This is a genomic window from Kibdelosporangium phytohabitans (genome assembly GCF_001302585.1).
GTDB lineage: Bacteria > Actinomycetota > Actinomycetes > Mycobacteriales > Pseudonocardiaceae > Kibdelosporangium > Kibdelosporangium phytohabitans.
In genome coordinates this window covers 1,852,273-1,873,613 of record NZ_CP012752.1, presented here as the reverse complement: position 1 = coordinate 1,873,613, position 21,341 = coordinate 1,852,273, and the positions used below count along the sequence as shown (strand labels likewise).

Here is a 21,341-nt window from a genome sequence, read left to right as displayed (position 1 = left end):
AGATAGTGATCAAACCATTGCTCCGGAACATCGGCACGACAGTGGCCACGACCATAGTCGCCGCGACCGCCATCGCGGCACCGGCCGCCGCCGGGGACGTGCACGTCAACTCCCATCGCACGTGGGCGTGTTCGGTCCCGTCCGGCTACACCTGGTCGTCGGTGCGGATCAACACCAATTGCGCGTTCCGGTACGAGTACTTCTTGCTGGACGCGGTGAACTACAACCTGACCGGCGTGTGGGCGTGCACGATCCCGTCCGGCTACACGTACACCTCTTCGCGCCAAGGCACCAACTGCTCGGCATCGCCTGGCTCTTCTCCGTACGAATACCGGCTCGCGAAGGCCTAACGAGCCACGAAACGCTTCCGCCACCGAGTTTCCACGGCATGGCCAGGCACGCTCGTGCCGCGGCGGCTTCGTCCTCGTGCGCCGCCGCACGAGCGGCGGCCTGCATCTGATCTCCTGCCGCGCGTTGTCACCGTCGATACGACGCGGAGCAGGCGCCCCCGCCTGAGACGAGTGGAGCTGTGTCCGCGCCTCAGGGGGAGCTCCCTCGCGTTCCTGGAACTCGCGTGGTGAGAACCCGTGGAAGCGGGTGAAGGCGGTGCTGAAGGCCGGCAGGTGGGCGTAGCCGACGCGGCGGGCGACGGCGCTGGGCCTGGCGCCACCGGCAAGCAGATCGCGGGCGATGCGCATGCGGGCGGCGTAGCGCCAGCGCGAAGGTCATGCCGGTCTCGTCGCGGAAGACTCGGTGGACCTCGGCGGGAACGTCGAACATGGCCGATTCGCGGGATCGGGCGCTGATGGAGCAGTGCATCAGGTAGTCGTCCCACGCGGGTGAGAACTGCACCTGTAGCGGCTCGGCCAGTTGGAGGTCAGCGGTGGTCGGCTGCCGAGGGGCAGTGAGATGGAGTTCTCGCGCAGACCGGTGATGTGCTTCAAGCCCGCCGGGATCCAGGTCGCGACGCCGCGGTGTCGTTCGCAGCGGCTTTCGCCGATGTCCAGGTATCCGCTGCCGCGGTAGATCCGGCTCAGGACGTGCATGTCGTTGGCGTACCGGGGCGGACGCGGTGGCGAAGGACCCGTCGCCCCGCATCATGCCCGTGAGCTCATCGGTCTGACGTGCCAAGGTGGCGCGCGGTGTCAGGTCGAAACGGGCGGAACTGGCGGCGAGCTCCCTGCTGAAGTCGTGGGGCGTCGGTCCGTACTGCCGCTTGAACGCGCGAGTGAAGCCGTTGCGACTGGGCCGCGGATCAACTCTTCGGCCACCGCTCTGGCCCCTTACCCCGCCAACTCATCCAGACCAGGATGTAACCGCTCAGTACGTGGTCATCCCTGCGATCACTTCGGTCGCCGTCCGGCTGAACGTATGACCACGCCCGGAACATGTACAGGGGCCCAAAGGGCAGTCTCGCTGCTCTCGCGCGGCGAATTCTGCCGCGAAACGGCATCGGGCGATGCGCTCAAGCGGTCAGCAGCAACCTGTCCACGAAGTGGAACGTGCCGTCTCCCGTCATCATGACCGGGTTCACCCAGAAGACATCCACCATCAGCAACAGGGTGCCGAGAGCGAATCCGGTGGTCGGGACGCTGATCCACAGCCAGCGCCGGTCGGTCCGTCCGCGCGGACCTGTCCACACGCCAACACCCGCCAGGGTGAACAGCGCCACTACCCAGAGGATGCTGGGCTGGTGAGCGAGGAGAGCCGGGGCGGCGATCAGTACGCCGCGCGCCAACCACCAGCCGGGCTGTACAGAGTGGATATAGGCGCGCACCCCGACCGGGATGCGGCTGACGACGGCGCAGACGCGTCGAACTTCGGGCAACGCCATGACCGAGCGGATCGACGGACCGAGCCGGATCGCGGTCAACGCGCCCGCCAACAGCAGAAGCAGGGCGAGGATCAGGGGAAGTCGAACGGCGCCCCCGAAGGTGCGGGGGCTCACTCTCATCACCCACATGTTGAGGAAGCCGGCACCTACCGCCGCGACGCTCCCCACCGTGAGGCTCCACAACGCGAAGCGTGCCGTTCCCGTACCGGACGAAGGACGTGCCGGCAAGCCCGCCGCCGCCCGCAACTCCTCGGCGTACCGGCGAGGCATGCCCAGCCGCTCGGTGAGCGGACGATCGGAATCGGTCGCCGCTTCGAGGATCTGGGGGGTGATGTCCGCCAGGATGTCGGTGACCTCCTCGGGCGGAAGGTCGGCCAACTGCTTGCGGACCTCGGCCAGGTAGTCCTCCGCACTGCCGGTTTTCGAATTCATACCGTCTCCACCAGACTGTTCATGGTTTGCGCGAACACACGCCAGGTTTGCGCCGACTCGGCCATCCGCTGCCTACCTGCCTCGTTGAGGCTGTAGTACTTGCGATGCGGGCCCTCCTCGCTTGGGACGAGGTACGACGTAAGCAGGCCGGCGTTGAAAAGCCGGCGTAGCGTGCCGTACACCGAGGCGTCGCCGATCTCGTCCAGCCCAGCACCGCGCAACCGGCGTACGACGTCGTAGCCGTAGCCGTCCTGCTCATGCAGCACTGCGAGCACGGCGAGGTCGAGCACCCCTTTGAGCAGTTGACTGACTTCCATCCAACTCCTCCTCAGCGGAGAGTACCACGCAGCGCAGACTACTGCACAGTGTGTAGTACCCGGGCTTGGCAGCACCGCACGAAGAACGAGATGCAGTCGCGGACCGCCAAGCAGGCCTTGAGTGAGTCCCTTTCACACGGCGGCAACCGAAACCGCCGGGCCGTCCGCCGATCGGCGACGAACTGGTCACCTTGATCGTGCGCCTGGCGCGGGAGAACCGGACCTGGGGCGTGGTTCGCATCCAAGGTGAGCTGCGACGCCTCGGCCATCGGATTGCCGCCTCGACCATCCGCAAAATCCTGCGCACCAACAAGGTCCCGCCATCGACACGCCGCGACGACACCTGGTGCACCTTCCTGCGCGCCCAAGCCGACAGCCTACTTGCGATCGACTTCTTCCACATCGACACCGTGACGCTGAAGCGGTTGTACGTCGCGTTCGTCATCGAGATCACGACACGCAGAGTTCACCCGCTCGGCATCACCTAGCATCCAACCACGGACTGGGTGACTCAGGTGGCCCGCGGTCTCGCCGGTGATCTGGAGGAAGCCGGGCACCGATTCAGACACCTGATTCGCGACCGCGACGCGAAGTTCGGTGCCGCCTTCGACGCGGTCTTCGCCTCCATTGGCGTCGAGATCGTGCTCACCGCACCGCAAGCCCCGCGGATGAACGCCTTCGCCGAACGCTGGATCGGCTCCTTCCGCCGAGAGTGCACCGACCGGATCCTCATCACCGGACAACGCCACCTACACCACGTGCTCGACATCTACGTCGCCCATCAGAACGCCGGGCGCAGCCACCAAGGCGACGGGATGCTTCTGCGTGCTCCCAACGACGAACCGAACACGATCCCGTTCCCGGCCCGAATCGACACGATCCGACGCCGACAGCGTCTCGGCGGATTGCTCAACGAGTACCGGCCAGCCGCGTAAAAGCCCAGGCCAGAACCGGCAACCGAGTTGTCGACCAGTACAGCCCGTTCCCATCGACTGACTGTCGTGTGGTCGACGCCGAGGGCTATCGCGAAACTTTCCTGAGTATGGCCCATCTGCTGACGCCGCGCGAGGAAGGCCTTTCGCCGATCGCCCATGAACACCACCCACCCATCGATTCACCCGACACGATAACCAACGGCCGAACACCGCTGGATTACCACTCGCGGACACCGCACGGCGAGCGGGGCCGCGTGATGGCCGCGAACCACTATCCGGACGTGTTGACGATCAAGGTCATCACCGCGCTGCAACAGGAAGTGGACGATGAACTCCGGCAGGAGGGCTCCCCATCGAAGCCGACATCGAAGGAGTCCTCGCGCGCTCAGCGATTCCCGACCGGCCCGCGCCGCAATCGTCGCCCCTCACACCACACTGACGACGACCCCACACCGCGCACGCACGCCAACGAGAGCACCTTCACGCAGGGGCGCCAGCCCCGCACGCCACGCAAGCACTGCGCCCAACGTCCGGCCGCATGAGGCCAGCACGCCCACAACAGCGTTCCGACCGGTCACCTTCCCAACGACCACGTGACGCCTCACCCGTAAGGACAAGCCATGCGTGCTCGTCGCCGAACCACCACCTACCAGGGTGACAATGACAGCCCTGACAGCAACGACGTCAGCCGACCTCGACGTCGCAAGAATTCCGCGTACCCACCCGGCCATCGCGACAACGCACCCGACGATCTGCCACAGTTGCACACACCTGGCGAGGCCGCCGAAATCCTCACAGTGAAAGAGTCCTGGCTGCGCCGTAAAGCTGGCCAGCGAATGATCCCCTGCACCTTTGTCGGCAGACATCTCCGGTTCTCCACCGCCGATCTGCGACAGATCGCCGACGCTGGCCACCAAGATCGGCCTACCACCGTCAGACGGCAACACCGTTAACACTCGCCGACATCGGGCAATTCTCTTGCCGCACAGGAGTTTTCGGCAGGAATCACTTGCCGTCTTCGACGAACGGAGCGTCCATACACCCGTCACACCCGTGACCCCCACATCACCAAGAGAGGAACGATCACGGCCTGGGTCGAGAAGAGCGGGAAACATACCTGGCGGGTGCGCTACGAAACCGACAACGGCATCGCATCCATCCCCGGCTTCTCCACCAAGAAAGCCGCCGACCAAGCCGCCGACGACATCGAAGCCCAACAACGCAGCGAGATCTGGATCGACCCCGCCGCAGGACGAACCACCCTCGGCACATACGTCGACCAAGACTGGCTTGACGCCCTGGACGTCGGGGAACGCACCGAAGAGAACTACCGCAGCAAACTCAAGAACCACATCCTGCCCCGCTGGGAAGACACCCCCCTCACCCACATCACCAACAGCAAAGCCCGCGCCTGGGCCAAAACACTCCGCCACAACGGCCTCGCACCCGTCACCGCGTCCGACACCATGAAACTGCTGTCACTCATCCTGTCCGACGCCGCCGAAGTCGAACAACGCCACATGGCCGCACTGACCACCCGCTGGGACGAAGCCCTCAACGCCCTACGTCCCACCGAACTCGACACCACATGGCGCACAGCCGCCTGACCCCCGATCAACCACGTGCCGCCCCCAACGGGCGGCACGGCTACTTCCGCTCGTTCCCCAGCGTCAGCGAGGGCCGCCGCCACCCCGAACGACCACGCCAGAACGTAACCGCCCCAACGCCGCTCAGAATCACCGCATACGCGAGTAGTCGGACAAATCCAAAAAGGACTATAGCGGGCAGAAACCGAGAAACGGCAGCACAAACTGGTTCCGCACACCACCGTTGAGTCCGATTCGACGACCTACAACGCACATCAGTTCTCCAGATTTCCTCCACCCAACAGGTGAAACGGGCCAGCACCAGCCGGCTGGGTCCTACTTCACCGAGCCAACCGTTGCGAGCCCGCACAACCCGTCGACCTTGCCAACATCTGGTGGCTCACCATCGTCGGCCCACGGCGCTGACTCAAGCCGTGTTCCAGAACACGGTCTCAGTTGCTACCGCCACCGGCGTCGCGGAGGTGCTGACGCCATACTTGGCGGAGGTTCGACCTGTCGCAGGACTGCTGGGTCAGGGTGGTGCCATTGCCGTTGGCAGTGATGCACTTGCCGCTGAGCACGTTGCGGAACATGAGGTTGACGGAGCCGTTCGGGTTCTCGCTGACGACCGGGGTGTTCCATTGCTGGCTGAGGCTGCTGTAACACGCCAATTGCTGAATGCCCGCACCGTCGGCGGTGGACTCGTTCCAGACTTGGACGCACTTATTGCTGTTCCTCGGAATCACCCAGTAGTTGCCGTTGCCGAGCAACTGGAGCTGGAACAGCTGGTTGTACGATCCGCTGCCGACCGGAGTCTTGCACGTGGCCTGCTTGAGGAAGACGAACTCGGCCGTTGAGCCACCGGGTACGTCCATGCACAATCTGGCGCTGCGGTCAGAGTACTGCAGCCACCACCCATCGGCATTGGCCGGAGCCGCGGACAGGACAACTGGAGCCATCACCGACAATACAGCGAAAAGGACCGCGAAACGCTTGCGCATGACCACATCCGTTTCTTCGCCTGGCAGAAGACAACCAGCCTAGGCAGGACGATCCGGTCCAACCAGCCGCCAAGCGGTCGTACCGGCTCATCCGCCTGCTCCCGGCTGATCATCTCCATCCGCCGATCGCGGCCGGACCTGGACCGCGATCGCTACACGGTGATCGGCATGGCACTGCGCGACAACCGCGCCACTCCGGCCCAGCAGCTGCCGCGCCCGACGCGCTGCGGCAGGTGTAGGTGCCCAACTCGCCCTGTCTCCGCCTGTCATTCAGGCTGACCGGATTCAGCCTGGAACGAGTCGCATGAGGGCTTTGGCCTCGTCTGAGTCGTGACTGACCCGCGCGTGCATGTGCCGGGTTCAATGTCTCTGAGGACTGCCGCGACATCGGTGCAGTGGATCTTCTTGTCCGGCAGCTGGCCGGTGGTCAGAAACTTCACCGTCGCCTCGTCCACACATGTGGAGCCCTCTCCGTAGACGTAGTGCCCGCCGTACTCCGCGCCGACGAAAGCCGCTCGCTTGCCGAGGACCTCCTACAGCCCGAGGCCGTGCTCCGACGGTGTGGCGTTGTCCCTGCGGTTCTGTTGAGCTGGTTGCCCGCGGCACCCGGTTGTCCCCCTTGAGAGGTACACAGGTTGTTTTTCCCAGTGGGATTCGATGGCTGGTCTGGCCTCCTAATGTCTGTGTCATACAAGGAGATCGCCGCAGAGAGGACGCAGGTATCGGTTCCAACGTGTTGCTGGTCGTGTTCACCGTTGTGATTCTGGCGAACGCTGTCCTCATGCAGCTGGTGTCACCCGTCGTACTGCTCGCTCTGCCGTTGGGGATTGGCTCGGTCATCGCTGTTGTGGCCGGTTATCGCAAGCTGTCGGAGGTTGTGGAGCAGCGGGTAGATGTCCCGGAACTCGGCACGGTGCGGGTGTGGTCGCAGCTGTGGCGTGGGGCGTTGCTGGGGTTCGGGCTGTTCGTCCTGTTGATCCTGCTGATCGGGATGTTCGGTGGCTGGCAGGACATGGCGTGGGGCTCGATCTGGGGCTGCCTCGGCACTGCCGGGCTGGTGGCTAGCGTCGCGGTCACCGAAGAGGTGCTGTTGCGCGGTGTGCTGTTCCGGATCATGGAGGAACGCACCGGGACGGTGGTCGCGCTGATCGTGTCGTCGCTGATCTTCGGTCTGACGCACTCGATCAGCGCCAACGCGACGCTGTGGGGTGTGCTGTCGATCGCCTTGACGGGTGGGGGCTGACGACCGCCGCCTATGTCGCGACCCGTTCGCTGTGGCTGCCGATCGGCTTGCACTTCGCCTGGAACTTCACCCAGGCCGGCATCTTCGGCGTCGCGATCTCCGGCTCGGCCGAGGCGTCGCACGGGCTGCTGCAGACCACGCTGTCCGGTCCGACCGTGCTGACCGGCACTTGTCGTGGTCGTAGGCGCGATCACCGTAGAGCTCCTCGGGCCGCTGGCGTGGCCGGCCACGCCGCCCCCCGCACCGGTGGGATCGCGTCGAGCAGCGGTTCGAGTTCGGTCACGTCGTGGCGTTGCCGCCAGTCAGCGACACGACAGCGGGATGCCTGCGCCCTCGGTCAGGACGTGGTGCTTCGAGCCCGAGCGGGCGCGGTCCACCGGACTCGGGCCGCTTTTGGGCCACGTCGGGCGGCCCGGACGTGGGAGGTCCGCTACGCCAGGTTCATGACACGCGTGCCCCGCAGCGGACGCTGGGCCAACGGGTTGCCGTCATCGTCGTCGGCCACGTCGTCGGGGCCACCGTCGCGGGCGACGTGACCGGGACGCCGCCCGCCGCCGGGGTGTCCGGGGTCATCGCCGCCAGCCCCCAGAACAACGCGGTGGCCTTGCACCGCGCGAACCGCCAGCCCCGGTCGTCCTGCGTAACGAGCACGGCCGCCGCGCCCAGCACGCACGCGCGGTCAGCGGTTTGCCGTCCACCAGACCCAGCGCCATGACCGCGACGGGCGCCTCCCCGAACGCCACCACGATCTGCCGCCGGTCCACGTCGACCGCCGTGCTCGCCCTGCAGCCGCTCGCGCCCGGACACCGTCGTGTACGGGACGCTGGGCTCGAAAGGTTGCGGCACGCTCAGCCCGAGATCGGCGAGCAGCAGCGTGGCGACCGCGGGTGACAGGGACCAGTCGGACACGAACAACCTCGGCCCCTTCGACCCCACGCATCGACCACGACCGCGGGTCGAGACCGAGGCGCGGTACAAGCCCTCGCCGGTGTTGGCGTCCCTGACGACGCCGCGGGCGATGGCGGTGCCCGGCAGCCGCAGCTGGACGGCGACCTCGTCGGACAGCTGGGGCCGGCGGAGCGAGTACGGGATTCCCGCAGTGCCGCCCGGGTTCTCGATACCGACCACGGCCGACGCGCCCGCCTCGGCCGGAACCGACCGGTTGATCTCCCGGTACTGGATCAGGAATACGTCGTTTTCACCGAACACGATCTGCGCGCTGATCCGGCTGCCCGCGCGGACTTGATGGTGACGTCGCGCCATTCCACGGTGTAACGGCGGTTCGGCTCGCCCCCGTCGAGGTGGGTCCAGACACCCGCCTGGTCGTCGATGACCAGAGCGTCCCAGAAAGCGTAGATCGCACCGTTCGGTGCCCGCGGGTCGGGGATAGTCGTGCCCCGGGGTCGCCCCGGCCATCCAGCGAGGCCCAGCCGTCGACGTGGACGTTGATCCGATCGTAGCTCTTGCCGTAGAACTGGATGGGAACGGGGTACGCGACGGAGGAGGTCTCGTCCCCGACTGGGTAGTCTTTTCTGGTCGCCGCGTTTACCCAGGACGAAGGCCGGGTCGAAACGATGTGACCGTAGGCATCCGTGGTCGGCGGCTGCGCGGCGGCCGGCACCGTCAGTGTCGTCACCACCAGGGTGATGGTCATAATCCGGCCCAGCACAACAAGCAATCGACGCATCTCGCACGCTCCCCGCGTCGCGGCAAAGGCTCCACGTCCACGGTTCCGGGTCCCGGGCCGAGATCACAAGCGCCCCAACGGACGCCACCGGATCCGCGTTCGGGCACGCGAGGCCTTCACCCGTCTCGACGCGCTGATCGCCGAGCACGAGCGAAGCAGCGAGAAACGACTCATGAACTTGCCCCTCGAATTCGTCAGGATCACGGACAGTGGCGCACCGTGCTGGGCATCCGATGGGCAACGCTGGGAACTTATATCCGGAGATTCCGCGAGACAACCGAGACGGACGCCATCCCATAGCGGCATCCAGGGCGCCCGGATCACAAGATCTGCGACGGCAGCAGGTCGTCTGGCAGACTCGAGCAGTGGGCCTCTTCTCGCGAAAGTCGCGCCAGACGCGACGTCCTGAACCTGGCACCGTGGTCCTATGCGCGTTCCGAGAGCTGACGAACCCACAACCGCTCAGAAACTTCGATCCCGAGCACGCGTATGCCTACCGCTGGGCGCTTCCTTCGCCCCTTACTGTCGGCCAATGGGCCATGGTCGAAGGGCACGACGGCCCATCCACCGTCATCGTGGGCGCCGTCGGCGTGAACTCCTACGTCGAGGAGTGCGGAGTGGATTCTCTGGAGTCCATCACGCGCCTCGTCTCGACCGCGGACATCCAAAGGGCGCAAGCCGCAGTAGAAGAGAAGCTCGCCGACCAACATGCTGCCGAGACCATATGGCTCGCCCACTGCCGCTGGGTCGCAGGAATTGATGCCAGCGAACCGGCGGACCCGCTACCGGCCGGGTTCGATATTCCCCCTCTGCCTACGGAGTCGGAGGGCTCGGCCAGCGCCGATCAGCACGGGAGTGGTTGGTGGCGCGCGTACAAGAAGGCTGAGGAACTCCAGCGCTCAGAGGCGGAAATCGCGCGCTTCAGCGACATCGCCCGCTCCTGGTTCCGGATCCGCGACGCCAGCACGAGGGCAGAGCAAGTGTCATCGGTCAAAATCGTCGCGCACAGCGCCGACTTCGCCCGAGTGATCCGCGACGTAGCGAGCGGCGCAGACCTCGGCGACCAGCCCGGTCACCTTCTCGGCAAGCCGATGTGGGACTGGCTCCGATACGCAGAGGAACTGTCGAAGGCCGATGAACCCGAGACCAGCAAGGCGTTGCCCCTCGTTTACGCATTGATCGTGGTCGCAGAGAAGGAAGCCACGATCAGCGGCCGCGAACCCGCACCCGCGTACACCGAACGAGCCGCCATCCTGCATCGCAAGCGCAAGGAGTACAGCCAAGAGGTTGCCGTACTCGAACGATGGGAAAAGGCCTGCCCACCGGAACGTCGCGGGCCGGGGGCACAGCAGTCGAAACTCGCCCGACGCCTCACCAAGGCAAGAGAACTGGCGAACAAGCACACCTGAGCTACATGGAAGCCCACCTGCTCGTCTACCCGAGCTGCGGCGACGGATGCAGCGGCGAAACGAATCAGGCGAGCGACAGCCGCAGCGCTGCCGATTATTCTGCTGCAGCAGTCGCCGCGCCCATATATGCGGACCGGGGACCGCTGGCATGACATGACCAGCACGGATGAGGTTATCGGTAAGCGCGACGTTCAGGGTTGTCCACAGCGGAATGCCGTCGTACGGGTATCGCTCGCTGCGGTTCGGACTCTGTCCAGCTTTTGCAGTAGTACGTTCAGGTTCGCGGTGTTGCGGTATCGGGCGGGGTCGCTCAGGTAGGTGAGTATGACTTGGTTGAACGCGTTGATCAGGTTGCGGACAGCAGGTCCGGCCTCCAGCACCTTCTGCTCGACGTGGATGTGTGGATCGGTCTCGCGCTCGTGAGCCAGCACACCGACGCCAAGACGAAACGACACCAGGGGCCGCGAACGGACCGGTGGAGGCGGGCCGGGGACGCGGTGCAGTGCCGTGGTGATCGCCCAGGACAAGACAGGGACCAGGTCGACGCAGTGGTCAACGTCGGTGGCCTCGACGTCGCGGCCAAGATGCGCAAGAAACTGGCCGAGTTGCCCCCTGGCGAGCGAGCTGAGATCGAAGAAGCCAGTGCCATCATGCGCAAGGCCCACGCTGGCAGCGATCACATCCGACTGCCGATTACCCCGGTACGCCGCTTCCGGACCTTGCCAGGCATGACATGTCCAAGGCGCAGTGCCTGCGCGATCTCAGGGATGCCCTCGTCGATCATCCAAGTCTTGGCTGTGACGTAGGCCATGGAAGGTCAGGCCACGTGCCGCCTCCCAACCGGGGCGGCACGGTCACGTCCGCTCCTCTCCAGTGCCCAGCGCCGCGCCTCCGGACGACCATGCCAGCAGCTACCCACCACAACGCCCGCCAGAATCGCCGCACACGCGAGCAACCGGCCCACCAGCAACCCGCCCCACCGCAGCAGCAAAGGCCCAGGTCACAGGCCATACAGAAATCCCTGTCACCGATCACCCAGCCGGGTGACACGCTGCGTAGCGATCACTCCAGAACATATGGCCATCCCGAACGGCCATTCTCCAGACTTCCTCCAGTTCGATGCACACAACCCATCGAACAGTCCACATGCGACAGACAAACAAGATCACGAAAAAGCCCATTCGACCAAGCGAAACACCTTGATCAAATGGGCCTGAAAGGGTTGTGGAGCTGAGGGGATTCGAACCCCTGACCCCCACACTGCCAGTGTGGTCCAAAAAGGACCATCACCAGCAGAAACCCAGAAACCCCAGCACAAACCGGTTCCGTTCACCACCGTTGAGCGCAGTTCGACACCGTTAAACGCACATCAGTTCTCCAGATTTCCTCCACCCCCACAGGGTGTGAAACGGACCAAGCACCATCCTCTATGGACCGCTAGAACACGCGTGTCCCAACATACTGTCTCACCAGTGGAACTCTTCCGCGACCCACCTCGCAAACGTCACCCCAAGCGGTCAGATCCCTCCACAGTCTCGAGTCCACCAGCGGCACATGTACAGGTTCGGTGCCGTCCAGCGAGCCGCCAGCCGACGATCACCAGCGGCACCTGCAGCCTCCACATAGCATGTTTGCTTGCCCAGAGCCTGACAAGATCGCGATTGCACGGGACAGTGCAGCATCTACCCGAACCGACATGAACCTTCACCGGGCACCTCGTTGCCTAGAGTGGTGGCGCCCAGCGGTCTGCTCGGCATGATGCCATCCACGCCGCAGGCCGCCACCGGCCAACCAACTGGCAATCACGACTGTCGCACCGTCATGGACCGAGTCACTTCCTCTTGCACCCCACCGTGCGCGCACTGCGCCACCCCCGCCAGGACACCACCGCGCCCCCGACGGAAGCCCGAGCGCTCATCGTCGCGATGCCCACAACCTCCAGCATCTCCGGTCAGCTGCGCAATGTGCCTGCCGAGGTCGCAACGCTTCGCAACTACCTGCCTCAATCGGTCATCGGTAACTCACCCCAACAACGCAAGGGAGAGCAGACCACAACCATACGCACGCCCACGCCCCACGCCGTTGAGAACGGCATGTCGAGCCGCATCCGGTGTAACAACCTGTGCGGTTCCTTCAAAGATTGACGCGGTAATCACGAGCTCTCGGTCATTTTTAGCTTGTCGCCCCCTCAATTTTAGCGTTCGAGCGAGTTCTGCGGTACCGAGGACAAGACCAGCCTGCTCCGCTTTTCGCTCCCACCAACTGAGGGCCCCATCCCCTACAACCGGATGGAGGTTTCCGCGCAGCCCAGCCCCGGGGGACGCACTGCGCTTAGTCGCATTCGCGACGATGCGGTACCTCACGAACGGCCGCTCATCAAAGCGGTCCAATAGCTGATCAAGGCCTCGGGTTCCAGCATGCGCGTATCCGGCTGTTACACGAGCCGGATCGATGACCGTGCGAGATTGAACCAGCACCGACACTCCAGCCGCAGTTTGTTCGACGCGATACAACAAACCGGCTGCACTCCGAGACGCTGGACCAAAATCCGGCGGGCAAGCCATCTTTGTAATCGCTTGGTGCATCAGGTGCACGTCACTGAGGTCCTTACGTGCGGCCGAACAAGCAGTGTTCACTACGAGTCTTGTCAAAACAGCTGTTTCCACAAGATCATCAGTCATGTCAAGCTCCCCTTGGGATCATGGTTAAGAATCTTCACGAATACGGACAGAGCTTCCGAAGCTGGTCGCGTCACCTGGATTGCTGCGGTAACGGAGAGCCGCGAACCGGCCGCTGCTAATCCGACGGGCGTATCCCCGCGTGCGCGGGGCGAGATCAGCCACTCGGCGGCCGGAGGCGTCACCGCGGGTGCATCTCCGCGGGTGCGGGGCGGAGCCCATGAACGTCGGGACCATCGGCAACAGGGCGGGTGCATCCCCGCGTGCGCGGGGCGGAGAACGAGGCGCCGGCGGCGGGTGCGTCGCGGAGGGGTGCATCCCCGCGTGCGCGGGGCGGAGCTGGTGGGCTGGGTGTTGTGGCAAGCCCAGCCGGGTGCATCCCCGCGTGCGCGGGGCGGAGATCATCTGCCCCGCCACGATACGTTCCGGACACGGTGCATCCCCGCGTGCGCGGGGCGGAGCCCGGCCGAACACCAACGGTGTCCCGCCGGCCAGGGTGCATCCCCGCGTGCGCGGGGCGGAGGCCGATGCTGGTGGTCGTGGGCGAGGGGGATGCGGTGCATCCCCGCGTGCGCGGGGCGGAGTCGAGGGTCGCGGCCGAGAACCAGGCGGTGCCGGGGGCATCCCCGCATGCGCGGGGCGGAGCCGATCCAACTGTCTCCCAGCGGGGTGAACTGCGGGGCATCCCCGCATGCGCGGGGCGGAGGGCTTCCATTTGCCGGGCTGGGTGATGTGCCCGGGGGCATCCCCGCATGCGCGGGGCGGAGCCGATGGGGGCGGTGATCGCCTCGGAGCGCGTCGGGGCATCCCCGCATGCGCGGGGCGGAGGCTTGTTGACCTGGGTTGTTGTCACGGTGCATCGGAGTTTTCATTCACTTGTTGGAGTGCGATCAGATAGTGAGTGCCGTGGCCGCCGCACAGGGCTGTGGGCAGCTCATGGGGGGTTCGCCATGTGTCATGTTGGCGATAGGTCCTATGTGGGCCGAAGATGTGTGGGTGTGTGGGTGTCGTGTGCGTGTGGGCGGCGTTGGGGTCGGGGTGTTCGGTGATGAAGTCGACGGTGACGTGGTCGCCGGTGTTGGGTTTGTCGCGTGCGAGAGGGACGGTCTGGTGTAGGGCGGTAACGGGGTCGTGGTGACGGCCGAGGAAGAGAGGAGCGGTGGGTGGGCACGATCGTCGTCCGAGGTAGGGCGTGTAGACAGGGTGTGTCAGCGCTTCGGTGAGTGTGTCGAGGAGCGTGGGGCTGGCGCCGGTGATCGCGACGGTGAAGGCGGCGTCGGAGAGGTAGTGGCGGTGGCTGACGATGGTGCCTCGTCCGGCGGGTCGGCGGCCGCCGCCGGCCAGTGGTGGTGTGTGTTCTCGTGGGCGGCCGCCGCCGACGGTTTGGTAGTCGACGATGGGTTGTCCTGGCCGGTCGATACGGATGGTGAATTCGATCGGCGTGTATTTGTCGAGTGGTGCGCCGCGGTGGTCACCGGCTGCGGCGGCGAGTAGGCCGATCAGTCCGGAGTGTGTCGGGTGGGTGTGGGTGTCGCGGTTGTTCCATGGTGACTGGGTGCCCCAGGATTGCAGCGGGCCGGAGAGGTGGAGCAGGAGACCGTTCATGCCGCTTCCGGCTGTGCGGCGTCGAGCAGTGCGTCGCAGGCTGCTTGGGTGATGTCGTCGAGGGACTCGAACTTGTCGCCGAGTGTGGATGGGGTGTCGTTGCCTGTGGTGGCGTAGCCGGACCACACGCCGGGGTCGTTGAGGAATCGGTGGATACGCCCTGCGTAGTCCGCGAGGATGTCGCGTGCTGGGCCAGCGTATCCGGCGGGGCTGGTGGGTATCGCGCGCTCGAACGCCGCCGCGAGGGAGCAGGAGGCGTGCCGCACCGAGAGATGGACCAGATCGGGCGCGGTCTTGGGGGCCGTGGAGTTCTGTTTGCCGCTCGGAACCACGGTGAGGAAGGCGCGAATCCACGCGTCCAGCACGCCGAGCGCTGCGTCGAGGTCGCCAAGTTGCTCGGAGAGTTGGTGGACGTTCACGGTGCAGTAGCGGTAGAAGGTACCGGTGGCGAACTCCGCGGTGGCGAGGTGGCCCGCACCTGAGTTCGGGGAGAGGTCGTCTACCGCGGTGAAGTAGTCGAAGTCCGGGGCGGCTTCGTGGACGGTGAACGCGTGGGCCACCTGGGTCGCGCCGTCGACAGTGTGGTCCGGTGTGTCGGCGAGCATCCGGCCGAGCAGTGAGATCGTGGGTGAGCGTCGATTGAGAATGTCCGTGACGGACGCGGAGAACGCGGCGACGGCGGTCTTGGTGGCGGCTTCGCGCTTGGTTCGTTCGTCTTTGGACAGTTTCTTCGGTTTTCCCTTCTCGTCCAGCTCGGGCAGAGCGAGCTGGGTGATCTGTTCGCGGTGTTGGGTCGCGATGTCGGCCAGGTCGGTGACGACAGTCTTGGGCAGCCACAGCAGCACGCTGGTGATGTCGTCGTCCTCGGCCGGTTCCAAGCCGTAGGCCTGCACCATGGCCCGGCCGGCGCGGCGTGCGTCGTCGGCGGGCCAGCCCTGCTCGACGAGCAGGTGCCGCACCGCGTTGGCGATCTGCCGTGTTCGGACCGTGGGGGCTACGATCTGCTTCTCCACCACGAGGCGCGCGGCACGTTTCCACGACTGTGAGGACACACGGATACGTTGCGCGCCACCATAGAAACACGATTTGGGGCTGCCCAGGCCATCCCTGTTGACATTCGAATAGGGCAGCGTCTGCAGGGCGTGGATGTCCAGGTACACAGGTCTCCTTCGATGCGAGAGGGTCACGTGGTGGCGTCGTAGGGTTGTGGTGTCATGGTCCGGTAGAAGGACTGGAGCCATCGGCTGCTGATGCGCTGGTGGTGCGATGGCCAGCTGCTCGCGTCGTCGATCAGTTGCGCGAAGTCGACCGTGGTGTCCTTGTCGCGCAGTTGAACGACAACCCTGGTCACGACGCGGCACAGCTGTGCTGCCGGTTGCTTGGCGAGCAAGTGCATGGTGGTCTCTCGTGTCCCGGAGGCGATCCGGGCACACCGGGCCACCGACACGCCGATGTTGCCGATGGGTTGAGCCGGGATGGCTCCCGTGGGCCGGTGCGCGATCAACGCCGCGACTGTGTACAGCACGGCCTCGTGGTGCGGGCGCCCCGGGCTGGTCCAGGGCGCCACGTACTTGTGCATGCCGTCCGCTTGCTTGACGGTGCGGCCGAGGCCGGACTTCAACGCCGACCGCACTCCCGGCACGCTTGAGATATCTACGATGTGCTGAACGAACTTGGTTGTGAAGTCATTCGCCATCGTCGTCATCCTTTGTCTTGGGTGGGCGTGGGTTCTTCTTGGCCGCGAAGATGCGCAGGTCCTGCACCGCCCTCGCGACCTCCCGCGCTACCGGGGGTTGGTGGGAGATGTGTCGTGTCGCGACGTCGACGGCGTCCACCGCGATCCGTACGTAGGCGCGGTGCGGGTCGTCGAAGCTGTTGTGGCGCAGGCAGTCCCAGAACAGGTTCTCGGCGGCGGGCCAGTAGTGGGTGTCGGCGGGCGCGAGCCAGGGCACGTCATCGTCGCGTCTGCCAGGCTGTCCCGTTCCGAGGCTGCGGTAGGCTTTTCGCAGCGCCTTGCGCATTTCCGTGGCGACCTCCTCGGCCGCGGTGTGCAGCAGTCGCGCGCCGGTCGCTCTCGCGGGGTCGTTCTCGCTCATGGTCGTGACCAGGGGCGGTGTCGTCGCGGTGTACCAGGCGTTGTTGGTTGCTTTCCGGTCTTGGTCGAATCCGTAGGCGCGGACTCGTAGCGTCTCGTGGTAGCGGTCCGGGAGCGACAGGGTGGCGGTGAGGATGGCTGGCCGGTGGTGTTCGGGGTGATCGGCCAGTAGCGCGTCCACGTCGCGCCACAACGCGCGCGTGGCGTCGGCGGCGCGGGGCTCCCAGGTTCCGTCGTTGCGTCGGCTGTGGATGGTGTATGGGTCTTCGTGGGGTGGATGTTTCTGTTTCCATGCCCACGTGAGGTAGCACCCGACCACGTGGTCGGCGGTGTCGTTGGCGACCAACAGGATGGCGTGTCGAGATCGGCCGGTCAGCACGCCAGCGGGCCAGGTCGCGTCGGGTGGTGTCGCGAGCGGGTCGTGCCGTTCGCCGAGTTCCCACGGTGCCAGATCTTCACCGCTGGGCGAGGCCACGGTGGAGGGGCTGGGGATTCCGGCGATGAGCGTCTCGAACAGGGTGCCGCACCACGGGTGGAAGCTCAATGTGGAGCGCAGGGGGCCGGCGGACATGTGTTGGCTGTGGACATTACCGACCTGCCGGGTCCCGCCTGTTCCCCCGGATCCGTAGAAATGGTGCACGAGGAGCCATTGGAGCGCCTCGGCGACCGGTATGGGTGGCGAGTGGTCGCGGTGGGTGTGCCGCCACCAGATCGGTGAGTTGTCGCCAGGCCGGGTCGGATCAAGCACATTCGCCGGCTTCAGTTCCGCCTGCTCGACCAAGCGCGGGTCCTGCAACCAGGGCCACACCGGATGGAACAGGTCCCACCGGTCGGCGTATTTCTCCAGATACTCGTCCAGATGCTTCTTACGGAACGCGCCCTCGTTGAGAATGGCCCGTCGTCGCACGCTCCATTCCTCCACTGATGACGCTCGGTCCAGTCCGGTGACGCGGGCGGCGATGACGTAGAGCACGCGCAGCATCCCCACCGTCGCAGGCGGAACGACACATGCCACATCGGTGTACTCATGCGCGTTTACCAAGAGCTCCCGCAGGGAGACGGACGTGATGCCGTGCTCTCGGTGGGTCACCGGGAACACGGCGGTGGTGCGCAGATCACAGGTCGTCACGCGGTTGTCCTTTCACCAAGCCGAGCACCGGATCGATCCGCAGGTCACCATGCTGCGGCGCCCGCATGATTCGGGCGTCTCTGAGCAACGGATGACTCCAGCGGCGCGCCGGGCGGTCCAGGTTCGTCGCCCACCGCTGCGGACACGGCACCGAGGCGTGGATCAGGGCTCGGATCTCGTCCTGGCTCGGCCGGGTGCGGGGAAACGGGATCGTGCGGTGCGGGTCCAACCACAGTGTTCCGTCCTCGGCGCGGTATTGCGGGATGACGCGGGCGGTGTCGACGCCCAGGCGCGTGGACACCTCGATGTCCTCGACGTCAGGTTTGGTCAGCCGCGTCAGGTTGTCCACCAGGTGCGGAGGCGGGGTGGCGGCGAATTCGGCGAGCGCGCGGTGCTGGCTGGTGAGCGCGTGCCGCGCTCGCCACGCCACAGCCGCGTCACCCTCAATGGGTGGCAACGCGGTGTCGTGCACGCGTTGCACGATGCCGTCGATGTCCGCGGGAACCTCGAGCCAGGGGCCTTGTTCGGCGAGCACGCGCCGCGTCGCGAGCAGTTCGTACTCGGGGTAGATCGCGCACCACGTGGCGGGCAGCGGCGTCACCACCGGGTCCAGCACTACGAGCGTCGCTCCCCGCGACCACGGGGGCCGCTGGGACCGATCATGTCGCCAACAGCGTCCGAGTCGCTGGATCAGCAACGCGATCGGGGCCAGGTCAGTGATCACCAGATCGAAGTCCACGTCCAGCGACTGCTCGATGAGCGCTGTCGAGATGACCACATCGACTATGGGACGCTTGCCGTTCTCGGTTGTCGCGTCCTTGCCGAGACTCGACACGATACGAGCCTCGATCACGGCTCGGTCCCGATGCGGCAAGCGAGCATGCAGCAACGTGACCGGCACGATGCCAGCCAGCGCGGCCCGCACCCGGTGATACGTCACCTGGGCGCTCTCGACGGTGGCACACACGATCCCGATACACCCGCCGTGCTCAGCGGCACTGCGTACGTACTGTTCGATGGTCTCGACGCGCGTGCCTGGCTCGTAGCGGACGTGCTCGATGCGAGCCCGCCTGCTGGCGTGTGACCGCATACCGTCCAGCGCCGCAGCCGAGGGACGCACGTGCTGGCCGCTAGCCGCGGTGAACAACCAGCCCGGGTAGTCCGGGGTCTGCACCACGGGCTGTCGCTCAGGCCGCGCACCGGTCAGGTACGCCGCCGTCAACTTCCCGGTGATGTGCCGCGGCAGCGTCGCTGACATGAGTACCACCGACACCCGGAGGTAGCCACACCACGACAACACACGACCCAGCAACGCCAGCATGTACGGCTCGTAGGCATGGACCTCGTCAATGACCAGCACCTTGCCGGTCAACGCCCACAACCGGAGCATGTTGTGTTGGACCGCCAACGCGGCGATAAGGACCTGGTCGATCGTGACGACGCTCAACCCGGCCAACAGTGGCCGTTTGACCCCGTTCAACCACTGCAAGGCGGCGTCATCAGCGCAGTAGTCCCGGTAGGGCAGGTAGAACGCCGACATCGAATGCATCATCGTGACCGGCCCGGCAGCCAGCGACATGGCCTGCTCGTAGCGCACTCCCCGATGCCACATCGCGTTCGTGGTCGCCTGGGTGGGCAGACACACCGCGATCCCCGGCCGACCGGTCACCTCACCCAACGCGCGGGCCGCGATGACGGCGGCCTCGGTCTTGCCATATCCCGTCGACGCCGTGATCACCATCAACCCAGCGGTCGCGGGACGGAACTCGTCCTCGATCGACTTCTGCAGCGGGTTGGCAGGCTGCCCCACCAGCATCCTCGTCGACGCCAACCTCAACAGCCGGGGAGGAGCCAACCCGAGCCCCGACACACGACGACGGGCCGACGCCACTGTGTGAGTCCACCGCGCGGCCAGCTCGGTCGGGGCAGTCCATTGGACCTCTTTGATCCACGCGATCTCTGAGGCGATCCAGTCCGCCACGATGACCAGGCCCGTGACAACCGCGGCGACCGGCCGCGGAAAACGGTCCGGCAGCGTCGGCACGTCCAGCAACGCGCGCAGTTGATCAACCAGTGTCTGGCGGCGGCTTCGCCATAGCGGGCCGCCCAACCGCGGATCGTGACGCTCGGGCTGTCTCACCTCACGGGGAGCACGAACGATCGGCTGGAAGAGGCCGTGGTGGCCTCCTACCACCTCACCGATCACGTGCGGCACGCTCTCCACCACCGGATCCCACCGCGCCAGGTCGTCGAGCAACGACGGCACAGCCAGATACCCCGCCGTGTCGTGACGGATGTAGCTCGACGCCGCCGGTGAGGGCTCGCCGTCCTGGAAACAAGGGATGGCCTTACCGACGTCATGAACCCCGGCCACGAACGCCACAAACCGCTGAGCGTCCTCCTCCCCCAGCGACAACCGGTCGGCGATCCACCCCCGAACCCCCGGTGCGAGGTGCCAATCCCACAGCACCCATGCCGTCGCAGCTGTGTCTACCAGGTGAAACAGGAGCGGATAACGAGCTGGGCGACCGTCAACCACCCCCAGACCGTGCTCTTTACCCCACAGCTCCACCATGGCCAGACACAATAACCACCGAGTGTTCGAACTTGAGGTACATTCGTACGGCGTGGCGCGACACCACTCGTTCCTTGACTAAATGAAAACTGGCCCAAACCGCCCTAAAACCACAGGTCAGCAAGTGTTCGCCCCGCACAGGCGGGGATGGCCCCTGGTGCCGCACGTCGCCGAGCCACCAGTCCAAGTTCGCCCCGCACAGGCGGGGATGGCCCGTTGCCGTCCCGGAAACGGGGAGTCGTGCGGCGGTTCGCCCCGCACAGACAGGGATGGCCCGGTCACCGGCGTGGCTTTCCCAGGGCCAACTGGGTTCGCCCCGCACAGGCGGGGATGGCCCGCTGATGGCGCTGGCAGCGTACGGGAACCCGGAGTTCGCCCCGCAGGCGGGGATGGTTCCTCGGACGCCGGTGTCGGCGGCAGGTCGTTCGACACTCATCCAGCGCACGCGGTGCCCATGAGTAACGCGGCTTTGCATAACGAGGCGAAGGCGCCCCGAAGGCGCGGATGGGTCGAGCATGCCCTGGCCGCGACAGACCTTCATACGCTCACCGGCCTACATGCAGCAAAGGCACAGGTCAGGTACCGTGCTCCCTACGCCTCGCAGCAGCCGAGGATGGACCAACTCGTGGTTTGTTGTGCCGAGAAGCGGCATGAAGCCCCGCATTGGCAATCGAGCCGGTACATGATCCGCTCGAATGGCGCGGGGATGCGGAGTGTCCAGGTTGAGATGTGCGGTCAGCCGTTCGGCTCCGGAGGTACGGCAAGCGTAATCCGGAGTCGCACTTACTATCCACACCATCATCCAGACACCTCAT

The 21,341-nt window shown here is 65.7% G+C and carries 20 protein-coding genes, 1 tRNA gene and 3 pseudogenes; 7 read left to right on the top strand and 17 right to left on the bottom strand.

Annotated features, from left to right (window positions below):
• Positions 1-5 precede the first annotated feature (5 nt).
• Complete coding sequence (locus AOZ06_RS59720) at positions 6-350, top strand: hypothetical protein (RefSeq protein WP_054288938.1); 345 nt, start codon at positions 6-8, stop codon at positions 348-350.
• Positions 351-569: 219 nt separating this feature from the next.
• On the opposite strand, the pseudogene AOZ06_RS61965 reads toward AOZ06_RS59720, so the two are convergent.
• The 4 genes and pseudogenes from AOZ06_RS61965 to AOZ06_RS08530 all read right to left on the bottom strand — a co-directional run.
• A pseudogene (locus AOZ06_RS61965) lies at positions 570-713 on the bottom strand (helix-turn-helix domain-containing protein); the annotation flags it as partial.
• A 105-nt stretch (positions 714-818) separates the two neighbouring features.
• Positions 819-1,046, bottom strand: a complete 228-nt coding sequence (locus tag AOZ06_RS58780; RefSeq protein ID WP_054288937.1) for a hypothetical protein — start codon at positions 1,044-1,046, stop codon at positions 819-821.
• A 419-nt stretch (positions 1,047-1,465) separates the two neighbouring features.
• Positions 1,466-2,266, bottom strand: a complete 801-nt coding sequence (locus tag AOZ06_RS08535) for an HAAS signaling domain-containing protein (RefSeq protein ID WP_054288936.1) — start codon at positions 2,264-2,266, stop codon at positions 1,466-1,468.
• Complete coding sequence (locus AOZ06_RS08530) at positions 2,263-2,583, bottom strand: PadR family transcriptional regulator (RefSeq protein ID WP_054288935.1); 321 nt, start codon at positions 2,581-2,583, stop codon at positions 2,263-2,265. Before AOZ06_RS08530 ends, AOZ06_RS08535 begins: the two co-directional genes overlap by 4 nt.
• Positions 2,584-2,774: 191 nt before the next feature.
• On the opposite strand from AOZ06_RS08530, the gene AOZ06_RS58775 reads away from it, so the two are divergent.
• Both AOZ06_RS58775 and AOZ06_RS61635 read left to right on the top strand, forming a co-directional pair.
• On the top strand, positions 2,775-3,071 hold the full coding sequence (locus AOZ06_RS58775) for a hypothetical protein (protein ID WP_054288934.1): 297 nt from the start codon (positions 2,775-2,777) through the stop codon (positions 3,069-3,071).
• 18 nt (positions 3,072-3,089) lie between these two features.
• A pseudogene (locus tag AOZ06_RS61635) lies at positions 3,090-3,386 on the top strand (integrase core domain-containing protein); the annotation flags it as partial.
• Here the strand turns inward: AOZ06_RS61635 and AOZ06_RS59710 are convergent.
• Positions 3,365-3,634 carry a hypothetical protein gene (locus AOZ06_RS59710; RefSeq protein ID WP_225953175.1) on the bottom strand — a complete coding sequence of 90 codons (270 nt, stop codon included), beginning with the start codon at positions 3,632-3,634 and terminating at the stop codon, positions 3,365-3,367. The pseudogene AOZ06_RS61635 and the gene AOZ06_RS59710 overlap by 22 nt on opposite strands.
• Here AOZ06_RS59710 and AOZ06_RS59705 point away from each other — a divergent pair.
• Together AOZ06_RS59705 and AOZ06_RS08510 are read left to right on the top strand one after the other, a co-directional pair.
• Complete coding sequence (locus AOZ06_RS59705) at positions 3,587-4,060, top strand: hypothetical protein (protein WP_225954723.1); 474 nt, start codon at positions 3,587-3,589, stop codon at positions 4,058-4,060. The genes AOZ06_RS59710 and AOZ06_RS59705 overlap by 48 nt on opposite strands.
• A 582-nt stretch (positions 4,061-4,642) precedes the next feature.
• Positions 4,643-5,125: a hypothetical protein gene (locus AOZ06_RS08510; protein ID WP_054288932.1), complete on the top strand. Its 483-nt coding sequence runs from the start codon at positions 4,643-4,645 to the stop codon at positions 5,123-5,125.
• A gap of 431 nt (positions 5,126-5,556) precedes the next feature.
• Here AOZ06_RS08510 and AOZ06_RS08505 read toward each other — a convergent pair whose 3' ends face one another.
• Positions 5,557-6,105, bottom strand: a complete 549-nt coding sequence (locus AOZ06_RS08505; RefSeq protein WP_157232922.1) for an RICIN domain-containing protein — start codon at positions 6,103-6,105, stop codon at positions 5,557-5,559.
• Between the two features lie 266 nt (positions 6,106-6,371).
• Positions 6,372-6,620: pseudogene (locus AOZ06_RS59700) on the bottom strand (alpha/beta hydrolase); the annotation flags it as partial.
• Between the two features lie 266 nt (positions 6,621-6,886).
• Between AOZ06_RS59700 and AOZ06_RS56035 the strand changes: the two are divergent.
• Positions 6,887-7,348 (top strand): CPBP family intramembrane glutamic endopeptidase, encoded by a 462-nt coding sequence (locus AOZ06_RS56035; protein WP_157232921.1) that lies wholly within the window; start codon positions 6,887-6,889, stop codon positions 7,346-7,348.
• Positions 7,349-7,358: 10 nt separating this feature from the next.
• Here the strand turns inward: AOZ06_RS56035 and AOZ06_RS56030 are convergent, their stop codons facing one another.
• Positions 7,359-7,517, bottom strand: a complete 159-nt coding sequence (locus AOZ06_RS56030; protein ID WP_157232920.1) for a hypothetical protein — start codon at positions 7,515-7,517, stop codon at positions 7,359-7,361.
• Positions 7,518-7,789: 272 nt separating this feature from the next.
• On the bottom strand, positions 7,790-8,611 hold the full coding sequence (locus AOZ06_RS08495) for a hypothetical protein (RefSeq protein WP_054288929.1): 822 nt from the start codon (positions 8,609-8,611) through the stop codon (positions 7,790-7,792).
• Positions 8,612-9,400: 789 nt separating this feature from the next.
• Here AOZ06_RS08495 and AOZ06_RS08490 point away from each other — a divergent pair.
• Positions 9,401-10,444, top strand: coding sequence for a hypothetical protein (locus AOZ06_RS08490; protein WP_157232919.1), 1,044 nt, complete (start codon positions 9,401-9,403; stop codon positions 10,442-10,444).
• Between the two features lie 191 nt (positions 10,445-10,635).
• Here AOZ06_RS08490 and AOZ06_RS08485 read toward each other — a convergent pair whose 3' ends face one another.
• From AOZ06_RS08485 to AOZ06_RS08460, 8 genes are all read right to left on the bottom strand, one after another.
• Positions 10,636-11,124 (bottom strand): hypothetical protein, encoded by a 489-nt coding sequence (locus AOZ06_RS08485; protein ID WP_054288927.1) that lies wholly within the window; start codon positions 11,122-11,124, stop codon positions 10,636-10,638.
• Between the two features lie 545 nt (positions 11,125-11,669).
• A tRNA-Ala gene (locus tag AOZ06_RS56025) sits at positions 11,670-11,755 on the bottom strand.
• A 710-nt stretch (positions 11,756-12,465) separates the two neighbouring features.
• Positions 12,466-13,125 carry a type I-E CRISPR-associated protein Cas6/Cse3/CasE gene (locus tag AOZ06_RS61960; RefSeq protein WP_083471578.1) on the bottom strand — a complete coding sequence of 220 codons (660 nt, stop codon included), beginning with the start codon at positions 13,123-13,125 and terminating at the stop codon, positions 12,466-12,468.
• Positions 13,126-13,971: 846 nt separating this feature from the next.
• Positions 13,972-14,727, bottom strand: a complete 756-nt coding sequence (gene cas5e, locus AOZ06_RS08480; protein WP_054288926.1) for a type I-E CRISPR-associated protein Cas5/CasD — start codon at positions 14,725-14,727, stop codon at positions 13,972-13,974.
• Entirely contained in the window at positions 14,724-15,968 is a 1,245-nt protein-coding gene (cas7e, locus tag AOZ06_RS08475; RefSeq protein ID WP_083471577.1) for a type I-E CRISPR-associated protein Cas7/Cse4/CasC, read from the bottom strand. Before cas7e ends, cas5e begins: the two co-directional genes overlap by 4 nt.
• Positions 15,911-16,360, bottom strand: coding sequence for a type I-E CRISPR-associated protein Cse2/CasB (gene casB, locus AOZ06_RS08470; protein ID WP_054288924.1), 450 nt, complete (start codon positions 16,358-16,360; stop codon positions 15,911-15,913). Before casB ends, cas7e begins: the two co-directional genes overlap by 58 nt.
• A gap of 52 nt (positions 16,361-16,412) precedes the next feature.
• Positions 16,413-17,951 carry a type I-E CRISPR-associated protein Cse1/CasA gene (gene casA / locus AOZ06_RS08465; RefSeq protein ID WP_054288923.1) on the bottom strand — a complete coding sequence of 513 codons (1,539 nt, stop codon included), beginning with the start codon at positions 17,949-17,951 and terminating at the stop codon, positions 16,413-16,415.
• Positions 17,938-20,526: a CRISPR-associated helicase/endonuclease Cas3 gene (locus AOZ06_RS08460; protein ID WP_083471575.1), complete on the bottom strand. Its 2,589-nt coding sequence runs from the start codon at positions 20,524-20,526 to the stop codon at positions 17,938-17,940. The genes casA and AOZ06_RS08460 overlap by 14 nt, the downstream gene beginning before the upstream one ends.
• Positions 20,527-21,341 lie beyond the last annotated feature (815 nt).

Bases quoted from the DNA above. Each gene is read 5' to 3' on its own strand.
- AOZ06_RS59710 (WP_225953175.1), bottom strand. From the start codon at position 3,634: ATGGGCCATACTCAGGAAAGTTTCGCGATAGCCCTCGGCGTCGACCAC.
- AOZ06_RS61960 (WP_083471578.1), bottom strand. From the start codon at position 13,125: ATGACTGATGATCTTGTGGAAACAGCTGTTTTGACAAGACTCGTAGTG.
- AOZ06_RS56035 (WP_157232921.1), top strand. From the start codon at position 6,887: ATGCAGCTGGTGTCACCCGTCGTACTGCTCGCTCTGCCGTTGGGGATT.
- AOZ06_RS08535 (WP_054288936.1), bottom strand. From the start codon at position 2,266: ATGAATTCGAAAACCGGCAGTGCGGAGGACTACCTGGCCGAGGTCCGC.
- AOZ06_RS08495 (WP_054288929.1), bottom strand. From the start codon at position 8,611: ATGGCGCGACGTCACCATCAAGTCCGCGCGGGCAGCCGGATCAGCGCG.
- AOZ06_RS58780 (WP_054288937.1), bottom strand. From the start codon at position 1,046: ATGCACGTCCTGAGCCGGATCTACCGCGGCAGCGGATACCTGGACATC.
- cas7e (WP_083471577.1), bottom strand. From the start codon at position 15,968: ATGGCTCCAGTCCTTCTACCGGACCATGACACCACAACCCTACGACGC.
- AOZ06_RS08505 (WP_157232922.1), bottom strand. From the start codon at position 6,105: ATGCGCAAGCGTTTCGCGGTCCTTTTCGCTGTATTGTCGGTGATGGCT.
- AOZ06_RS08530 (WP_054288935.1), bottom strand. From the start codon at position 2,583: ATGGAAGTCAGTCAACTGCTCAAAGGGGTGCTCGACCTCGCCGTGCTC.
- AOZ06_RS08460 (WP_083471575.1), bottom strand. From the start codon at position 20,526: ATGGTGGAGCTGTGGGGTAAAGAGCACGGTCTGGGGGTGGTTGACGGT.
- cas5e (WP_054288926.1), bottom strand. From the start codon at position 14,727: ATGAACGGTCTCCTGCTCCACCTCTCCGGCCCGCTGCAATCCTGGGGC.